The following is an 18,225-nucleotide window of genomic DNA, read 5'->3' on the forward strand; positions in this document are numbered from 1 at the left end:
CGACTGGAAAGCGGCCATGGCACTGCGACGCCCGCCCGAGGCCTTACGGCCAGCGGCTCACCATGGACTCAGCTGATCCCGACTAAACCGACATCCCGCGGTGCCGCGGTTCCATCACGGCAGCCCTGAATGGCTCGCTTCCGCACCTGCGTTTTCTTGACTGGAACGTTCGTCTTGAGCTGCAAGCTGGCTCCGACACATTCAAGTCATTCAGATGAATGCGGATGACCATTAGGAAGGGAGTCGAGCGTCTTAGGATGTTTGAAGTGCACCAATGAGATCAAGACGCGGCATGCACCGCGACGCCGATGAACTGCGTGCAAGTGATTTGCGTGCGGCGGTGCGGGAATTCGCTGCGACCCCGTCCGGGGTCGAGGGGAGGATTGGGTGCGTGGCCCGGAGGTGGCGCTGCGCTGACCTCCGGCTACTGGCTGTGATCCTTTCGGGATATCGATTGTATAACGGCATCTCTTGGCAACCAATTAGACTCTCTCCCTCTGGGAGAGATGGCGTTTGTGCAGCAAGCAAACGCCAGAGAGGGCCGGCGGCTCGCAAAAGTCTCGACGACTTCCGCTACCTTTGAACCCGACACTTATTGTTCCGGCGGTGCTAACTCAGGCAACTATTGATGAAGGAAATTGCGTCCATCCGATTCTGACATGAACGTCTGTCCCAATCATCGCCAACGTGATGTTTCGACAGTTGGTTCGCGTTATTGGCATCCTTTCGGTCCCGCTGAATCATAAGACAAAAGTGATGAATCAGTTTCGGTTCTTGACATGCCGTCGGATTCACTCGCTATATTGCATCGACTTCTAATCTGATGTGTAACCTGTGCGCGAACATTATGGATGCTGGAACGTGCGTTTCGAGCGGAAGTGATGGACGTGGACTCGCGCCCGTTCAGGGGCATTCTTTAGCGAAGGGACAACTTATGTTTCGTATCGGAATCGTTCGTCAGACACTTTCATCACGTCGCCGCAATCATGCGAGTTCAAATCGTACGCGTCGATTGAGCCTGGAGTCGATGGAACGCCGCTATCTATTGGCGGTAACCGTTGATACTTTCAACGACGTTGTGAATCCAGTAGACGGATTAACGAGTTTGCGCGAAGCAATCGAGATCGCAGCCTCAAATCCTGGAGACGACACGATTAAGATACCGGACGGCAATTATGATTTGTCGCTTGGCCCACTGACGATTGCTGACTCGAGTGGAAGAGTCGAACTGAAGGGAATCGGAGGAACGGCAGTTATCAATGCGGGTGGAAATTGTCGCGTCTTTCAGATCGACGCCCCTAGCATTGTTGAGATGAAGCAACTGGAGATCACGGGCGGCAGTTCAAACCTCGGCGGCGGCATCTTCAACCTTGGGACCCTTAGCATCGAGGAGAGCGAGTTAACATCCAACAGTGCGTCCAGCCAGGGTGGTGGGGTTTTCAATCTCGCCCAATTCACCATTACCGATAGCACGTTGCAGTCAAACCAGGCGGGCGTTGATGGAGGTGCAATTTATAACGAAGGCACCTTCGTTTCTGAAGACAACCACTGGATCGACAACCGTTCCAACAGTGCCGGCGGAGGCATTTTTTCCGGTAGTGGTACCGTGGTGTCGGAAGATGACCGGTTCGAAAACAACACCACGCAATTTGCCGGTGGTGCAATTTTCGTTTTTAGTAGCGAGTTGCGGGTCAGTGACAATCAGTTCGTCGGCAATGCAGCTCAAGCGGGCAATGGCGGCGCCGTGCTGCTCACATCGGCACTTCCCAGTTCAATCGATGACAGTAAGTTCGAAGACAATTTCGCTGACGATCGGGGCGGTGCAATTCAGAGCGAAAACACTGACTTGTTGGTCACCGACAGCAAGTTCACCAGCAATACGAGCAATAGGGGCCGAGGCGGCGCGATCCATCAGCAAGCTGGGAGCGGTCTGAGAGTCGAAGACAGCAAATTCGAGGACAATCGTTCCGTTCTCACCGGAGGCGGAGCCATTGGTTCAGCGCAGGCGGAATTCCTAAGCGTGCTGGACAGCCTGTTCCGCGACAACGCCTCGCGTCTTTCCGGCGGTGCAATCTACAGCAATGAGACTGGGACGATCGACATTGATGACGGTAGCTTCGTAGGCAATTCCGTCGCGAGGGGTGGCGGTGCAGCAGTTTACTCCGAAGAAACTTCAGCGTTCACCGTTGTGGACACGTCATTCAAGGAAAACAGTTCCGGTCTAAGCGGTGGTGCCATCCGGGCTCGTGAAACCAATCTATTGATTCGAGACAGCCATTTGAAAGACAATTGGTCCGGCGGGTCTGGCGGTGCGATTTTTGTTGAGAGATCATCCACCACTGTGATTCAAGACAGCTCTTTACAGGGGAATACCGCAAGCGGTGATGGCGGCGCGATCATGATGCGAATCAACAGTACGCTGGATGTGATCGAGAGCACGATTAAAGACAATCAATCCGATCGCGACGGTGGTGCAATTGCCGCGCTGGACAATACCACGATCGTGCGGATCGTCGCAAGCGACTTGAAAAGCAATGCCGCGGACCGCGATGGTGGCGCAATCTATAGCCGTGGAACGCTCACAACTGAAGACACCAAACTGTCGAAAAATGTCGCGGCGATGCGTGGTGGCGGCATCTTCAATCGGGGCGGCGTCGTCGACGTCATTGCCAGCAAGTTCAAAGACAACCTCGCGTTGGATGCGAATCTGGGCACCGCGATCTACAGCACGCTCGGTGGTGTCTTGAATATCGATGCGGCCACGGACTTCAACCAAGATCCGATCGTGATCTTCCAGGAAGTGTGATCGCTACGAGAAAAAGCCCTCGTTATCTCACCACAGCGAAGAACCTGTCGGCCCGCCGGCCCACGTAAATCATGGTGTTCCCGGTCGCTTACGCCCGAGGCGAAAGCAGGCCGCTTGCAAAATACCTTGAGTTGCTCGAGGGGACTGGCCGACAAGTCCACAAGCAGAGGACGGGTCGGATCCCAGCGAATCTCGCTCCGATCGACAGGTTCGCAAGCGCGTCGGAGCGAGTTGGATCACTCACCGGATCGCTCAGTTGCCCATTGCGGCGGACAGTTGTTCGGCCACCATGTCTTGTGTGATCTCCACGCTGACCGACACCTTCGTGCCGCTGCGATCGATGGTCACCGATTGCAGGAAACCGCCGATCAGCTGCTGGCCGAGCGGGTTGGCTTTCATCCGTTGGACGTCAACGTTGGCGGACAATTTGACATCCGCGGGGACCAGGATCGAGGGTTGACCGGCAACGGCAAGACTACCGAGAAGGGCGGCGAACGTAAAAATGGCTGAGTGCAAGATGCGCATGGTGAGAGCTCTCATAACGGTGATTCGGTGATCTCGATGGCCTCCGCCCGCGGGGGGAGCGGGGGAGGGGTTTCGCAAGCTTTGCTCGCCGGCAAACGGGGGATCGGAATCTCCGTCCGATTTTCAAAAAAATCACGCGTTTGGACCGGGAAAAGCGGGGTGTTGACGCGACCGTTGTCCGTCGACCCTTTCGAAATCCCCACAAACGCGGTACCTTTTGCGGCTGGCCGAAACGAAATTTTCTTCCTCTCTCGACGAAATAGACCACGCAAAATGAGTGTTGCATCGACTGATCTTGAGACCCTCGCGGTCGACACCATTCGCTCCCTCAGCATGGATGCGGTCCAGACTGCCAACAGCGGTCACCCCGGGACACCGATGGCGCTGGCCCCGATCGCCTATCAGTTGTTCAATCACACGATGCAATATGATCCGGCGAATCCGAATTGGCCCAACCGTGACCGGTTTGTCCTTTCCTGCGGTCACGCGTCGATGCTGCTCTACAGCACGCTGCACCTGGCCGGCGTCAAAGCGACCGACAAAGACGGCAAGGTCCTGGACGAACTGTCGATCAAGCTGGACGACATCAAGAACTTTCGTCAGATCGGAAGCGTTTGTGCCGGGCACCCGGAATACGCCGAAGCGGCGGGAATCGAAACCACGACCGGACCGCTCGGAGCGGGCGTCAGCAACAGCGTCGGCATGGCGATGAGCCAAAAGTGGCTGGCCGAAAACTACAACACCGACCAACACAAGCTGTTCGATTACAACGTCTTTGCCCTCTGCAGCGACGGCGATTTGATGGAAGGCGTCGCCTGCGAAGCCGCTTCGGTCGCCGGGCACCTGAAACTGGACAACCTGTGCTGGCTGTACGATGACAACAGCATCACGATCGAAGGCGACACCAGTTTGTCGTTTTCCGAAGACGTCGGCAAACGATTCGAAGGCCTCGGCTGGAACGTCATCCACGTTTCCGACGTCAACGAATTGTCCAACCTGTCCAAGGCGATCGAAAACTTTCGCAGCTGCACCGACAAGCCGACCATCATCATCTGCAAGACGATCATCGGTTGGGGTGCCCCGAACAAGCAAAACACACACGGCGCACACGGGGCGCCGCTGGGCTGGGACGAAGTCGAACTGGCCAAGAAAGCCTACGGTTTTCCGCCCGAAGAAAAATTCCACATCCCCGACGGCGTGGTCGAGCACTTCGCCAACAACCTCGGCCAGCGCGGTGCCGCCGATTACCAGAAATGGAATGAAACCTGGGCGGCGTATCAGTCGGCCAACCCCGAAAAGGCGGCCGAGTTGCAAGCGATCTTCGATCGCAAGCTGCCCGAGGGCTGGGACAAAGACATCCCGGAATTCGAAGCCAGCGAAAAAGGCGACGCGACCCGCAACAGCAGCGGCAAGGTGCTCAACGCGATCGCCAAGAACGTGCCCTTCATGATCGGCGGTTCGGCCGACTTGGCACCCAGCAACAAGAGTGATTTGAAGTTCGACGGTGCCGGAGACTTCTTGCCGAGTCAGTATGCCGGTCGCAACCTGCACTTCGGCATTCGCGAACACGCCATGGCCGGCATTGTCAACGGCATCTGCCTGACGGGGCTGCGCGGCTATGCGGCGACGTTCTTCGTGTTTACCGACTACATGCGTGGTGCGATGCGTCTGTCATCGATCATGCACCAGCCGATCCTGTACATCCTGACGCACGATTCGATCGGCGTCGGCGAAGACGGTCCGACCCACCAACCGGTCGAACACCTCTCGGCGTGCCGTGCGATTCCGGGACTGAATGTGTTCCGCCCCGGTGACGCCAACGAAGTCGCCGAGTGCTATCGAGCCGCGATGGAGATCACCGATCATCCCGCCGCGATGGTGCTGTCACGCCAAAACATGGCCACGCTGTGCCGAACCAAGTACGCCGCCGCGTCGGGATGTGCCAAGGGCGGTTACGTGCTGTCGGACTGTGAAGGCACACCGGATGTGATCTTGATGGGCAGCGGCAGCGAACTCGGATTGTGCGTCACGGCGGCCGAAAAACTGACCGCAGCCGGCAAGAAGGTCCGCGTCGTCAGCATGCCTTGCATGGACATCTTTGCCGAGCAAAGCCAAGCCTACCAAGATCAAGTGTTGCCGCCGGCAGTCACCAACCGCGTGGCCGTTGAAGCGGGACTGAGAATGTCGTGGGACCGTTGGATCGGGCTGCAAGGCAAATTTGTCGGCATGTCCGGCTACGGCGCCAGCGGACCTTATTCAGAAGTCTACGAGCACTTCGGCATCAACGAAGACGCCGTGATCGCAGCCGCCGGAGGTTGATGCGTTCTCCACGGGTTGTCGTCACTCTCCCCCTGGGCATCGGTATCGACACCAGTCACAAGAGTCGACGTCACCCTCCCCCTGGGAGGGTCGCGGAGGAGTTTACGACGACGCGGGGAGGGTCTATGTTGCTCGAAATCACTCCGTCACAACCAATCGACCTCCCCTCGCTTCGCTCGACCCTCCTGCCAGGAGGGTGACTTCCGAAGCAGGTCGGATGTTGACGCGAACGGGCTGATCGAGTGACCATTCGGCTTTTAATCAACAGGTTGCCGAGCGGATGAAGATCCCCAATCAGCAGAACCGACCCTTCACCGGTGCCAACATGACGCCGATGATCGACGTCGTATTCCTGCTGATCATCTTCTTTCTGGTGTCCAGCCATCTGGCGCGTCAGGAATCGCGATTGCCCGTCGAGTTGCCCGTTGCCTCGACGCACAATCCGCTCAGCATCGATCCGGTCTCGGTGACCATCACCGTCAACCGTGACCGTCAAATCCTTGTCGGCGGCAAGATCCTGGACGAAGCCGGGCTCGACGCGATCCTGAATGACGTCGTACGTCGTGACGGCGAATCGGCTTCGCTGCGAATCCGCACCGACGGCGCCGTCCCGTACGGAAACATCGAGCCGATCTTGAAAGCATCGTCCGAGCTAGGGTTGCTGGACATCAAATTGGCCGTCAAGGAACAGGGTTAGCGCCATGCGATTACCCAGCCATGGTCGAACGGGTGCGTTGGAAGTCAAAATGACGCCGATGATCGACGTCGTTTTTTTGCTGTTGATCTTCTTCGTCTGGACCAGCAGTTTCGAGACCCCGGAGTACGACTTGCCGAGCGCCCTGGCCGAAGTCCCCGCCGGCGGCAGCGAAGCCAACACCGACCAGCCGCCTCCGGTGGAAGCGTTCGACGAGATCGTGGTCAAATTGTTGGTGCGAAACGGATTGCCCGTGATCGAATTCGGCGGCCAGCGGATCGAATCGGTCGAGGCGTTGCAATCACGGTTGGCCGAAGTGATCGCATTGGGCGTGCAGCCACCGGTGATCATCGACCCCGAGGCCGAAGTGACGATGGATCGCACGGTCGCCGCCTACGACGCGGCCCGCGCCGCCGGCGCCGACCGCGTCCTGTACGCCACGGAATGACCGTGGCGTAAGCTTCCAGCTTGCGACTCCGAGAATCGCCTGAAGGAACCGTCCAGCTTAGGAGCGATGCGAAACGTGACGAATCTGAATGATCTGACCGAATGGGTGAGAGGTGGTCGGCGGAGGGGTGTACGACGTCCTTTCCAGGTCGTCGTCGGGAGTCCAGCGGACGACGGCCCGGAAGGGCCGTCGTACATCCGCAAAGTGATCGTCCTAAGCTGGACGGCCCCTGAAGGCTAGACACCAACATGCGCTAATGTGCAGGCTTTAGCCGCCCTGGGCCGCTGCGAAGCGGCGGCGACATCGAAGTCACCCGAGGTGAGGACGTCCTCCAAGCTCGATTCTTCGTCCACGTGATCCACCGCCACTGCAAACGATGATCCGCGCGAATCAACGCGGCTCGGGCAGCGATGAACTCTGATGTCGACTGACCAGGTTTGACGGCGCGACTCCATACACACGCTTGAATGCCCTGGAAAACTGAAACGGGTCGGCAAAGCCCATCACGTCCGCGACATCCCTGACTTTCATTTGTTCGTGCAGCAACAGCTCGACCGCATGGTGCATCCGCAGTCGAATGAGAAACTGATACGCTCCGATCGAGGCGTGTTTCTTGAACAGACGCGACACGTAGATCGGCGTGATCTGACAGGCTTGGGCGACCTGTTCGATCGTGGAAAGATCCAGATAGTTTTTCTCGATGAACGCGCGGACGTGCTCGTAGGTTTGAAAGGACTTTGGAATAGACTTTTCGCCGGTTGTGATCTGCCGCTGGCGAATCTTGATCAGCAGGGTGCGTGTGACAAGCTGGCAAATCTCGGGTGAAAAACGCGTGTTCTCACCCGCTTCACGATCGATCGTGTCCCACAGCTCGGTCAATTCTCCGACACGGGATGTGATCACCGGTTTTCCACTCAGCAAGCCGGCCGCTGAAACCAGCGACGGCGCCTCCCATCCAGAGATGTCGAGATAGTATTTTCGCATCGCGCCAGGCGGTGCATTCTCGATGCGATGCTGGATACCCGGGCCGTAAGCGAACACCACGCCGCGGGAAAGACGAAAACGCTTGCCTTGCAACTTGAGCCATCCGTGGCCTTCGGTGACCAGCTCGATCCCGAAGTAGGGAAAGCCGGAACGTTCCACAATGTAGTCCGGCAACATCCGCTCCACGCCACCGCAAACCACCGACAGCCGCTGGTCCGGCGGCGGGTTCAAATCGAGGTAAAAACGCTTCGATTCCTTGGTCTGCCGCGAGATGAACTCAGGATCACTGCCCATCGAGACACCTCCAATTGTTCACAAAAGACGACCGGATCCCTCCATTCTCGCATCGTTTCTTCAGTTTAAGAATAGCTATCCCCGGTTGAAATTGGCTATGTAAAAAACGCTCCAAGGGGTGATATTAGCTCATTCTCATCTTGTCTGTGCGCATCAACGCCCTGTTCTTTCCACTACATCGTTTTCCACGATGTCAATTGTAGCGGCGTCGCCCTGCGTCCACAGCAATCTTCTTTCCGTAACATTCAGAGGCTTTTTACGATGATTCGGACACCTGCCCGCAAGGGATTCACGCTCGTCGAACTGTTGGTGGTGATTGCCATCATCGGGATTCTGGTGGGGCTTCTGCTGCCCGCCGTCCAGGCCGCGCGGGAGGCGGCGCGCCGCATGAGTTGCAGTAACAATTTCAAGCAGATCGGAATTGCGATGCACAATTATCACGCCGCGTACAAGAGCCTACCGATGCATGGCGGCGGCACCACCGACAACATCACCCGGCACATCTGGCGTCCCTCGGAGATTTCGAACAACGGTCGTTTGAGCTATCTGGTCGGATTGACGCCGTTCATGGAGCAACAAGCCATTTGGGATCAGATTTCGAATCCCGGCAACCGCGACTCGCTCGGCAACTCGCCTCCCAATGCGAGCGGCAATGGCGGTGCCGAGGCGCTTCGCAACGGTGCCAATTTTTCCCCGATGGGGCCGACTCCCGATGAGATCCTCTACACGCCATGGGCCAGCGAAATTCCAACGCTTCGATGCCCCAGCGACCCCGGAGTCGGCTTGCCGGCGTTGGGACGGACCAACTACGCCGCTTGCCTGGGCGATTCAGCCGAACGGGCTCACCAGGGTGCGTGGGGGAACGGTTCGGCACCGCTCGGCCGCCCGAACCAAACACTTTCGATCGAGATCAATGGGGCCGGACGCGGCGTGTTCGTGACCCACAAATCGACGAAGTTCCGTGACATCCTTGACGGGCTTTCCAACACGGTCGCGGCCGGCGAGATCGCGACCGACCTGGGCGACAAAGACACTCGAACGATCGCGACCAACCGTGGGTGGTCCTTCATCCGCAACTTCCCGCCGACCGATTGTGATTCATTGGTCGATCCCGAACGCCCGCGTTTTTGGGCACCGTCCACGGCGACCGTCGGCGCCACCAGCGGCCGCGGATTCCGCTGGGCTGAGCATATCCCCAACTCGTCCGGTTTCTTCACCGCGTCGCCTCCCAACGACCCGATCTGCACCGAGCAGAACTCCGGCAATTCGGGTTGGTACACCGCGTCCAGCCGACACCAGGGCGGGGCTCATATCCTGATGGCCGACGGTGCGGTCATCTTCATGACCGACTCGGTCGAGTCGGGGGACCAAAATGCGCTCGGCGTCAACGCGTACCGGAATCCAGGCAGCAAGAGTCCGTACGGCTTGTGGGGTGCACTCGGAACCCGCGCCGCAAACGAGACGATTGAAGAGCAGCTGAATCAGTAACAGCGCGTTCGTGGATTGCCGCTCGCGTCCCGGGCGGCAATCTATTTTCTGTCAGATCAAATCAGATCAGATCAGCGCACGCGTCTGCCGCGTCGCTGCGATCCACGTTTCATTTTCAAACCTTACACCACGTATCATGTCAAAACTTTTTTACGGACTGATCCTCGCGACTTCGTGCTTGCTGGCCGTCGGATGCGGGAGCGAAGGCACCACCAGCGTCGTCGAGGGGGCCCAGCAATCGGATGTCGACGAGTACAACCGAATACTGCAGGAAGAGCAGGCCCAAATGAAGGCCGGAATGGAAGCGGCAGCCAAGGAAGGGATCAAGGACTACTAAGCACAGAGTGCGAAGAGGTCCTGTCATGAGATCGATCATCGAGACGCCCCCGGGCCTCGTCACACTGACGTTCGCGCTGCTGCTCTCGACGGGCTGCGGCGGACCGGGTGATCCTTTGTCACGCCAAGAGACGGAGGAGACAGAGTCGCCTGAAGCGATGGCGAAGGGCGACTCCCGAGACGCGGCGATCGATCGCATTCGGCATGCCATGGACAGGCGTGAACACGCGACGGCGGAAAAACTGTCCCGCGCCGCGTTGCTGCGGTATCCCAATGACGTCGCGATCCTTCGCCTGGCTGCCGACGTCGCGTTCGCCACCGGCCAGCCGGCCGTCGCCGCGGAGCTGGTGGCCGAAGCCGCCGTCGCGGACGGATTCGCCGATGAACAATTGGTCCAAAACGCCGTGCTGGCGTTTGTGGGAACGGGGCGGTTGTTCGAACTGATCGAGCTGCTGGATCAAGTCGTCGCCGCGTATCCCGAAAGGCATGAATCGCGACGGTTGCTGTTTGATTTTTTGGTCAACGCGGAAGACCACCATCGCGCAACCCCGCATGGCAGAATCCTTGTTCGCGAGCGCCAGTTTGATCGCGTCCTGTTGTTTTCGCTCGCCACGATCGAGCAACGCAACATGGAAACCCATTCGATGAAGGAGTTGCAAAATCGAAACCCGGACGACCCACGATTGAAAATTGCCGAGGTTCGTTCAAACGTCGACTTGGGGAAATGGAACGAAGTCGAAGAGACGATTCTCGAAATTCTGCGGCACAGCCCGAATTACACGCCCGCCCAAATTCTGTTCGGTCAGTACATCGTGTATTCGCATCAACTCGATCGGATCGGCGAATGGCTGGAGTGCGTCACCGACGAAACCAAAGACCGCTGGCAATACTGGGCACTGCTTGGCGATGTCGCGGGACGAAGGGGAAACCGTGAACAGGCCGCCAGGGCCTACCTGGAATCCGTTCGCAAGAACCCGGATGTCGGCGAGGTCCTGGCAAAGCTCGCGCGGACTCTTGAACAACTCCGCCGCAGCGGAGCGTCGATCGACAAAGCGACCATCACGGCGGTCAATCAACGCGCCCAACTGCTGAGCCGGTTCAGCCAAGAGAAGGAACGACTGTACAAACTCGGAAATCGCTCCAACGCGATCATCATCCAAATGTCCAAGACGCTCGTCGAACTGGGACGCTTGTGGGAGGCGGAGGCTTGGACCGCGTACGCGATGACGATCCCAGATGACGACGCCGCGTCCGTTCGCGCGATGCGGCAATCGATTGTCGATCGACTCACCGCGGACACCCCTTGGCGACAGGCCCCGCCCCCGCTGCTGGCAAACCTGGACCTCCGTCACTATCCGATGCCGGAGACCGACCTGATCGCAAGTCCGACGTCGAACCGATCGGACGCACTGATCCGACCGTCGGTCAAACCGGTATTGCGGGACGAGACGGAAGCATTGGGCTTGGTCACCGAAGCCAACGCCCGGTGGCATCGTCGCGAAGCGGACGGGGTTCCCTTGTATGCGCAGATGGAATCGGGGGGCTGCGCCGTCGACTACGACCTCGACGGATGGCCCGATCTGTATGTCGCCGCCGCGGGCGGCACGCCCGGACAATTCGATTCGCCCAATAATTCGATGTTTCGCAATCTGGGGGGCCGCTTTGCCGACGTGACGCACACGACAGACGCCGGCGACACGGGTTTCGCCCAGGGAGTCACGTTCGGCGACGTCAATGAGGATGGGTTCCCCGATTTGGCCGTCCTCAACTACGGGACGGATCGAATCCTGATCAACAACGGTGACGGCACGTTTTCCCCGCGAGACAACTGGCTTTCGACCGATCGCGAATCCCCGTGGTCGACCAGCGGGGCGATCGCCGATCTGGACGGCGACGGCATCTCGGACTTCATTTGCCTGAAGTATTGCGCGGGAATGGATGCCGCCACCGTCACCTGTCGCAAGGAGGACGGCGCGGTCAGCCCCTGCCTGCCGACAAAATTTGCCGCCGATCGAGATGCGTTCTTTCGAGGGCGGCCGCGGGGAGGATTTGAGGAGGTCACGGACCGCTGGGCGGCGGCACCATTGCAGCCCGGACGCGGGTTGGGACTGGTCGTCGGTGATCTGGACGCGACGGACGGCATCGATGTGTTTGTGGCCAATGACATGACCCATAACCATTTCTGGACCTTCAACCGGCAAGACGGAATGAAGGAGTCGGCCACGTTGCGTGGGCTGGCGGTCGACGCCCGCTTCCGACCGCAGGCTTGCATGGGTATCGCGACCGCGGATTTGGATACCGACGGCGACATCGATCTGTTCGTGACGAATTTTGAACAGGAACACAACACCTTCTATGAACAAACCGAACGCGGAATTTGGGCCGACCGAACGGCGCTACGGGGACTGGTGGACGTCAGTTTTTCACAACTCGGGTTCGGCACCCAAGCGGTTGACTTTGACAACGATGCGAACCTTGAACTGGCGATCGCCAACGGGCATGTTTACCAAGACGCGGAACCGCCATCGAGCTACGCCCAGCAGATGCAAGTGCTCCACCGCGTGTCGGGTTCCCGCTTTGAGGCGTTTGAGTTTGATGCGTCGGAGGGCTACGTGGGGCGAGAGCATGTTGGCCGCGCGATGTGGACACTCGATGCCGATCGCGACGGCCGCAACGATTTGGCGATCACCCACCAGACCGAGCCGTTCACGGTCCTGATGAACCGGACCCCCGTCGATCATCATTGGGTCCGATTTCGCCTGGTCGGTGTGGATTGCTCGCGTGATGCGGTCGGAGCGACGGTGACCATCCAAACCGATCACCTCACCCGACTGGCCCCGCTGGTTGCCGGTGACGGCTTTTACTGTGCGAATGAACGTTTGATTCACTTCGGTTTGGGGCCAGACCACCGGCATGACGACTCGATCAGCGTCTCGGTCAAGTGGCCGGACGCGAGCGAAGACCACTATCAACTGGGCCAAGATCAAACCTATCTGATCGTCCAGGGCGACGACCACGCGTTCGCGGTCGCACGGGAATCGCAGAGTCTCGGCTCTGGGATGTAGGTGCGTCATCGGTGTGGCAATGCCAACACAAGATGATTAGACGCTTGAGCCGATGACTTAGAAAATCCCCGACTCTAACGTTTCCTATGTTTATTCGTGATCAGGCCCGGAGGGCTGGCACAATGTTTGCCGGTCGCGTCAGCCACCGGAAGAGAATGACTTCGATCACGGAGGCCTGAAAGGCCGGCACATTCCGTCAACTGAACCGCGGGATTAACCAGAAGCGGGGATCTTGTGTCGGCCCGCTGGGCCTCACAGACTCCTCGAAACCATTTCCGGTGGCTCACGCCCAATGCCATCTACTTTGACGCCAAGCGGGGTGTCTTTGTTAGCGGTAGGGCGCGAGCCCTCCGGTCTTTCACGGTGTTTTTGAAGCGCAACCGGACGGCTCGCGCCGTTCCGCTAACACCTCTAGTGCCAAAGTAGATGACATTGGGCTCACGCCACCGGCATCCAGTCTGTCGACCCTCCGGGTCTAACCGACTTCGCTCGAAAAGGGAACGGGCTCAAAAAGCAAACGCACCTCATTGGTGCACTACGAAACATCCAAAGGCGCACGACTCCCAAGCATCGCCGCGTCGTGCGTTTGGTCGGATTCGTCTTTGAGTCAAAGAAAAACAATCTCGATCACACGACGCAAGTGACGGGGGAGTCGTGCGCCGGTGAATCACCCGATGGGCCACAAGAGATCAAGACGGTTGTCGCACCAAAACGCTGACGACCTATGGCCAGGGGATAAAAGACTCTGGCGTCAGCCTTACGGCCCGCAGCCCCAAGTAACTTCAGCCCACCGCGAACGCAAGTCGACCATCGCAGCGGTTAACCATTCGATTATGTTCAACGCCCCCAGTTATCATTGCGATGAGCAATGCGCGACGGCCCGGAAGGGCCATCGTCCCCGGTTGCACCGACAGCACGGGCCATCACTCGTACGGTTCCTTTCCGTTTCGGGTGAACCGTCCCCAGAGTGATTGGCCTAAGGACTGGGGTTTGATCCAGTGAACCGATCCGTCGCCGTGAACCACAACCGCCTCGTCGCCGAAGTGGCCTCCGAGCACTTCATCCAGGTTCGATTGCGACGGCGTCGGATTGGCAGGCTTAGTCCAGATCTCGGCGTGTTTGTCGGACGTTTCGAACACCATGATCGTGTTCGAGAGTCCGTCGATGATGTCGCGGAACTTGGGCTCGTCGCCGTCGAAAAACAGTCCCTCGCCGACAGGGATGGCAACGGTCGAACGGTTTCCATTTGCGGCGGATGCATCGACGGCAAAGACATCCGGCATTTGATCCGCAAGCGGACGGTTGTGTTCGCTGTCCCACGGTTCGTTCAGACGAAACGATTGATAAAGCTTGTATTCGGCTTTGCCCAGGAACGGCAACAACGCGACTCGCCAACTGAGTAGCGGTTTGCTGCTTTTGTCGGCGATCACGGGAGAAGGGAGTCGGCTATAGGCGGAGTGATAGTTGTGCAATCCCAACGCAATCCGTCGCAGTCGCGCGTTTGCGATTTTCCGTCTCGCCTCCATCGACCAGGTCTGCAATTGGCGGCTCCCCGCATCGGCACCCAACTGTATTCGGAGGGTGCGATCATTGACATCGCTGCTTTTTTGGATCTCAAGCGGCGCGGAAATCCGCTCCTGGAGGCTTTTGCGAATCGCGGTTTTTGTCGCGCTGGCGTCTTCGCCGTCGGCGACGTGAAAGATGAATTCGATGCCCGCCGCTCCGGCCGGATAGGCAGCGCCGGAGATCCAATCCACTTCGGCAAGCTGATTGGTATCGATGGGGAACAAGCGTTCCAGATCGGCAAGACCGAACTCCTTGATCGACCGTCGACGATCAGCATTGAGATAAACGGCAAACTGCAGAGGCGCCGGATCGAGAGCCGAGAAGGCGGCGCGGAAAACTTTCCGGGCTTCGGACGGCTTCCCTAAACGATCAAAGTTTAACCTCGCCAGATTGCCGGCGACCATGGCTGACCCGACCTTCTTGGTCTGCCCCAAGCCGTCGCCACCATCACCCACCGCCACCGTCTGATCCGTGTCTGCGGACATGACAACGATTGGATCGCGAGTGAATGGCACCTGGCTCGTCTCGGACGCACTGAACAGCAGATAGGCTTCCGTCAAATCCTTCATTTCCAAGACAGGATCGATCGCCTTCCGCGTGTGCTCGGGCAAGGAGTTTCCGGCCAACCGCAGATAAGCCGATTCGGCGTCCGGCAATTGGTGGAACGATTGGGGGTCGATGCGAACAATCGCGATCGCGTTTTCATCGACGACGGAAAGTACGGTGGATGGATCCACCGCGTTGGCCGTCACTGCGATCGCGTTCAATGAGCAGACTGCACCGACAATCGCACCCATCCAACGGACGCTTCGGCATGCCGCATGATCTTTCGGACTCCAACGACAAGATATTGAATGCATTATAAATCTCCTTGTGTGCGGATTTCGATTTCAATCGGACGGAATGACAATTTGGCGGACGGTTCATCTTCGGTGGCAATTCGGATCGTCGATCCATCGCGAGAATACGTAAACGGTGTTCCAGTGGCGGGATCGTTGGGAACCGGCAGAACCTCGATTTCATCGATCGAGGCGGGCAGTTCGCCGCCGTGAGAAGCGGCGTGATCTCGGAGGGCTTCGATCACTCGCAACGCTGCAACCTTCCGTTGAACGTTTGCTTGCCGATGAACAACGGTTTGGATGGAACTGCCGAGCATTTCATCGACGGGTAGCGCCGGCGGAGTCGGCGCGTCCGCGTCGGATTCTTGCCGCAGACCTGCCAAGGCGATCGACGTCGGCTGGTAGGCCCAACGCACCATGTTCTGAATCTTTCGTTGATGCGCGTTGTAGCTCTGCACCGCGATCGCCTGAGCGACCGAGAACGCTTCGACTTGGGCTGCCGGATAGCCTGCCCGGATCAAACTTGCCTTTGCCTTGGGGTATGCCTCCATGACCAGAAGTCCCAAGGCGGGGCGTGAGCGATTGCGATTGCCGCCGAACAGATCGGATCGATCCCAGAAATCGCGCAGGGCATCGGTCCAATGATCCGTGGACCACTCGACGAAACACCGGTTGTTTCGGCGTTTGAAAGTCGATTGAGATTCGTCCTGGGATGGATCATCGCGATCGGGTTGCCGCTGCACGATTTGCCTGGCCTGGGCAAACAGTGGATAAGTGGATTCAAGACCAATCAACTCGGCATCAAGCCCCGGACGTAGATCGACCAGCGGGTCCGGCAGTTCGGCTAATGCCCAGGCGAGATTAGGAGCGTTGGCTTGCTGCACCCAATCGAACAGACAATCAGCCATCATGTCTTCGATCCCGATTGCCACGAGTGTGCAAACCAACGTGTCTCCTTGAGCGACATGTTTTGCCAACGCAAATCCCAGCTGCAGTGATTCCACCGCATCGTCGAAACGCCCTTCGGCGATTTGGTACTTGACCCGTAACACAATCAGCCGCGAGTACGATCGTGCACGTTGAACTTCCGGCAGCAAAATTTCAAAGTACGGCTCGTCGGTATTGAGCAGTTGCCAGTCACAATGCCGTGAGCGGGCTGCTTTCTGGAGCGACCCGAACACGCCACGGTCGACGGGCTGACTGCCGAGCCATTTGAATTGTGAATGGTCTTCGGCCAATTCATTCGGGGACAAGTTGACCAGTTCACCGATTTTGCTCCACAGATCATGGTTCTGCAGTAACGCTTGTTGCTCCGCGTAGACCTGTCCATACCAGACCACCGCATTGCCGGGGATCTGATCCCTGAGCTGCGGCAACAGTGAATGCGTCAGTGGCGGATCGGCGACTGCCATGGGGCGAACCACGAGCGTCTGCGAATCGACTTCTTGCGCATACGACTTGGTAGTCGTGGACAAGCAGGTCATACCAATCACGCAAACGAGCAGCCCGCGTATGAATCTCAATCTCATTGTGATGTCCTTCATTAAAAGTGGTTCAAGGCACTCGTGCTTTGTCTGTCTTTAGAAGTGGGGTAAGCTTCCAGCTTGCCGTCTCGTTTCACTCGTGAAACGCAAGCTGGAAGCTTACGCCACTTTCTTGCTGACCCTAAAACTTAGCGTTGGCGCAGTACTAGGAACTTCGCTCAACTTCACGGAGCAGCGCGTGGCGAAGTGGCAAAGAAACCTTCGCCGGCGGTGGTGGCCCGGCGGAACGTTCTCCCCCGTTGACCGAAACGGATTGAAAATCGTCGTCCACGCGGGGACGATAAAGCGAACGGGTGCCGAGCACGCCGCCCAACGACAGCGTCCGGTCGAGCGGATCGGTCGAGACCAACGCTCCCGCAGCAATCGGCTCGCTTCGAGATTTCGTCTTGGGGCGTGAATCCAACGACGGTTGGAGGCTCGTCTCGGCAGTCGGGGAAACCCGCGGACCGGCGGTTTGGGGCCCTCCCATGCCGTCGCGAGCGTCTCGCGTAGACATCAGGATGATCAGACTTGCCGCCAGTGCACCGACCATGCCGCCGACAACGGCGGAACCGCCACTGAGACGGCGCGATCGAGTTTGTCTTTCGCCAGCCTGCTCGGATGACGCAACGAGTGGTGTTGCTTGCCCCTGTCGGTATCCGTCCTGGAAACCGGCGCGATACACCAATTGATCCGTGTCGAATCCCTTGGGCGTCAATGACCGAAGCGAATCCTCGACACGCGTTTGCTCTCCGTCACCGACCTCGTTTTCGGTCGGATCCGGCAATGGGTCTGGAAGGGTCATTTCGAACTATCCCCTGGTGAAATCTTCGAGTTTGATGTTCAGTTGAGATCGAATGGCCTGAAGCCCTGATTGGTAGCGACGCGAGGCCGTCCGCGGCGAAATCCCGGCCAGCTCGGCGATTTCGTCGAACGAAAGTTCATTCCACAATCGCAACACCAGAATCTCTCGAATCGGACCCGGTTGACTCTTCAAGGCGCGGGTTACCAATTCGCCATCGAGTGATTCTTCGATGCTGTCACAAAACCAATTGACGCGTTCGCCACGACTGATCTGCTCGCGTCTTTTTCGGCGTGACTGGGAACGTGACGCGTTCAAGGCATCCCGACGAACGACTTTGAACATCCAGGCACGTGGATTGTCCGGAAACGGTGTTTGATGAAACAGTTTGAGGAATGCTTCTTGCACGACGTCCTCCGGCACGGCGCACCATTGTTGCGCCAGCAGCGTCAAACCGGGACCCAAACTGCGCACCAACGCTGAGTATTCGAATTTCGGCGCCGAGTTCCCGTCTGGCTGCATGGATCTGTCTGGCA

13 protein-coding genes are annotated in these 18,225 nt (G+C 58.2%); 7 read left to right on the plus strand and 6 right to left on the minus strand.

The annotated features are described in order from the left end of the window. The first annotated feature begins 934 nt into the window (after positions 1–934). Complete coding sequence (locus Enr13x_RS28700; protein WP_197455423.1) at positions 935–2,806, plus strand: right-handed parallel beta-helix repeat-containing protein; 1,872 nt, start codon at positions 935–937, stop codon at positions 2,804–2,806. A gap of 252 nt (positions 2,807–3,058) precedes the next feature. On the opposite strand, the gene Enr13x_RS28705 is transcribed toward Enr13x_RS28700, so the two are convergent. Next, the gene (locus Enr13x_RS28705) at positions 3,059–3,331 is read right to left on the minus strand and encodes a hypothetical protein (RefSeq protein ID WP_145390293.1); all 273 of its coding nucleotides are present in this window, start codon (positions 3,329–3,331) and stop codon (positions 3,059–3,061) included. A gap of 273 nt (positions 3,332–3,604) precedes the next feature. Here Enr13x_RS28705 and tkt point away from each other — a divergent pair, with 273 nt between their 5' ends. The 3 genes from tkt (at position 3,605) to Enr13x_RS28720 (ending at position 6,792) form a co-directional block, all read left to right on the plus strand. Continuing rightward, a complete protein-coding gene (tkt, locus tag Enr13x_RS28710; protein WP_145390294.1) occupies positions 3,605–5,650 on the plus strand; it encodes a transketolase in 2,046 nt (681 codons plus the stop codon). 280 nt (positions 5,651–5,930) lie between these two features. Further along, positions 5,931–6,347 carry an ExbD/TolR family protein gene (locus Enr13x_RS28715; RefSeq protein WP_145390295.1) on the plus strand — a complete coding sequence of 139 codons (417 nt, stop codon included), beginning with the start codon at positions 5,931–5,933 and terminating at the stop codon, positions 6,345–6,347. 4 nt (positions 6,348–6,351) lie between these two features. Next, positions 6,352–6,792 carry an ExbD/TolR family protein gene (locus Enr13x_RS28720; RefSeq protein ID WP_145390296.1) on the plus strand — a complete coding sequence of 147 codons (441 nt, stop codon included), beginning with the start codon at positions 6,352–6,354 and terminating at the stop codon, positions 6,790–6,792. 390 nt (positions 6,793–7,182) lie between these two features. Here the strand turns inward: Enr13x_RS28720 and Enr13x_RS28725 are convergent, their stop codons facing one another. Beyond that, positions 7,183–8,070 carry an AraC family transcriptional regulator gene (locus Enr13x_RS28725; protein WP_145390297.1) on the minus strand — a complete coding sequence of 296 codons (888 nt, stop codon included), beginning with the start codon at positions 8,068–8,070 and terminating at the stop codon, positions 7,183–7,185. A 261-nt stretch (positions 8,071–8,331) separates the two neighbouring features. On the opposite strand from Enr13x_RS28725, the gene Enr13x_RS28730 reads away from it, so the two are divergent. The 3 genes from Enr13x_RS28730 (at position 8,332) to Enr13x_RS28740 (ending at position 12,959) form a co-directional block, all read left to right on the plus strand. Further along, complete coding sequence (locus Enr13x_RS28730; RefSeq protein ID WP_145390298.1) at positions 8,332–9,558, plus strand: DUF1559 domain-containing protein; 1,227 nt, start codon at positions 8,332–8,334, stop codon at positions 9,556–9,558. 136 nt (positions 9,559–9,694) lie between these two features. Beyond that, on the plus strand, positions 9,695–9,895 hold the full coding sequence (locus Enr13x_RS28735) for a hypothetical protein (protein WP_145390299.1): 201 nt from the start codon (positions 9,695–9,697) through the stop codon (positions 9,893–9,895). 25 nt (positions 9,896–9,920) lie between these two features. Then, the gene (locus tag Enr13x_RS28740; RefSeq protein WP_145390300.1) at positions 9,921–12,959 is read left to right on the plus strand and encodes a CRTAC1 family protein; all 3,039 of its coding nucleotides are present in this window, start codon (positions 9,921–9,923) and stop codon (positions 12,957–12,959) included. A 923-nt stretch (positions 12,960–13,882) separates the two neighbouring features. Here Enr13x_RS28740 and Enr13x_RS28745 read toward each other — a convergent pair. The 4 genes from Enr13x_RS28745 to Enr13x_RS28760 all read right to left on the minus strand — a co-directional run bounded on the left by Enr13x_RS28745 (position 13,883) and on the right by Enr13x_RS28760 (position 18,211). Next, the gene (locus tag Enr13x_RS28745; protein WP_145390301.1) at positions 13,883–15,385 is read right to left on the minus strand and encodes a DUF1559 family PulG-like putative transporter; all 1,503 of its coding nucleotides are present in this window, start codon (positions 15,383–15,385) and stop codon (positions 13,883–13,885) included. Continuing rightward, complete coding sequence (locus Enr13x_RS28750; protein ID WP_145390302.1) at positions 15,385–16,893, minus strand: hypothetical protein; 1,509 nt, start codon at positions 16,891–16,893, stop codon at positions 15,385–15,387. Before Enr13x_RS28750 ends, Enr13x_RS28745 begins: the two co-directional genes overlap by 1 nt. Positions 16,894–17,053: 160 nt before the next feature. Continuing rightward, positions 17,054–17,692 carry a hypothetical protein gene (locus Enr13x_RS28755; RefSeq protein WP_145390303.1) on the minus strand — a complete coding sequence of 213 codons (639 nt, stop codon included), beginning with the start codon at positions 17,690–17,692 and terminating at the stop codon, positions 17,054–17,056. Between the two features lie 6 nt (positions 17,693–17,698). Continuing rightward, positions 17,699–18,211, minus strand: coding sequence for an RNA polymerase sigma factor (locus Enr13x_RS28760; RefSeq protein WP_145390304.1), 513 nt, complete (start codon positions 18,209–18,211; stop codon positions 17,699–17,701). Positions 18,212–18,225: the final 14 nt, after the last annotated feature.

The sequence above is a fragment of the Stieleria neptunia genome (genome assembly GCF_007754155.1).
Classification (GTDB): Bacteria; Planctomycetota; Planctomycetia; order Pirellulales; family Pirellulaceae; genus Stieleria; species Stieleria neptunia.

What these genes read in the sequence shown, in the direction of transcription:
- tkt (WP_145390294.1), top strand. Translation starts at nt 3,605, where the DNA reads ATGAGTGTTGCATCGACTGATCTTGAGACCCTCGCGGTCGACACCATT.
- Enr13x_RS28750 (WP_145390302.1), bottom strand. Translation starts at nt 16,893, where the DNA reads ATGAGATTGAGATTCATACGCGGGCTGCTCGTTTGCGTGATTGGTATG.
- Enr13x_RS28725 (WP_145390297.1), bottom strand. Translation starts at nt 8,070, where the DNA reads ATGGGCAGTGATCCTGAGTTCATCTCGCGGCAGACCAAGGAATCGAAG.
- Enr13x_RS28705 (WP_145390293.1), bottom strand. Translation starts at nt 3,331, where the DNA reads ATGCGCATCTTGCACTCAGCCATTTTTACGTTCGCCGCCCTTCTCGGT.
- Enr13x_RS28735 (WP_145390299.1), top strand. Translation starts at nt 9,695, where the DNA reads ATGTCAAAACTTTTTTACGGACTGATCCTCGCGACTTCGTGCTTGCTG.
- Enr13x_RS28755 (WP_145390303.1), bottom strand. Translation starts at nt 17,692, where the DNA reads ATGACCCTTCCAGACCCATTGCCGGATCCGACCGAAAACGAGGTCGGT.
- Enr13x_RS28760 (WP_145390304.1), bottom strand. Translation starts at nt 18,211, where the DNA reads ATGCAGCCAGACGGGAACTCGGCGCCGAAATTCGAATACTCAGCGTTG.
- Enr13x_RS28715 (WP_145390295.1), top strand. Translation starts at nt 5,931, where the DNA reads ATGAAGATCCCCAATCAGCAGAACCGACCCTTCACCGGTGCCAACATG.
- Enr13x_RS28745 (WP_145390301.1), bottom strand. Translation starts at nt 15,385, where the DNA reads ATGCATTCAATATCTTGTCGTTGGAGTCCGAAAGATCATGCGGCATGC.
- Enr13x_RS28720 (WP_145390296.1), top strand. Translation starts at nt 6,352, where the DNA reads ATGCGATTACCCAGCCATGGTCGAACGGGTGCGTTGGAAGTCAAAATG.
- Enr13x_RS28740 (WP_145390300.1), top strand. Translation starts at nt 9,921, where the DNA reads ATGAGATCGATCATCGAGACGCCCCCGGGCCTCGTCACACTGACGTTC.
- Enr13x_RS28700 (WP_197455423.1), top strand. Translation starts at nt 935, where the DNA reads ATGTTTCGTATCGGAATCGTTCGTCAGACACTTTCATCACGTCGCCGC.
- Enr13x_RS28730 (WP_145390298.1), top strand. Translation starts at nt 8,332, where the DNA reads ATGATTCGGACACCTGCCCGCAAGGGATTCACGCTCGTCGAACTGTTG.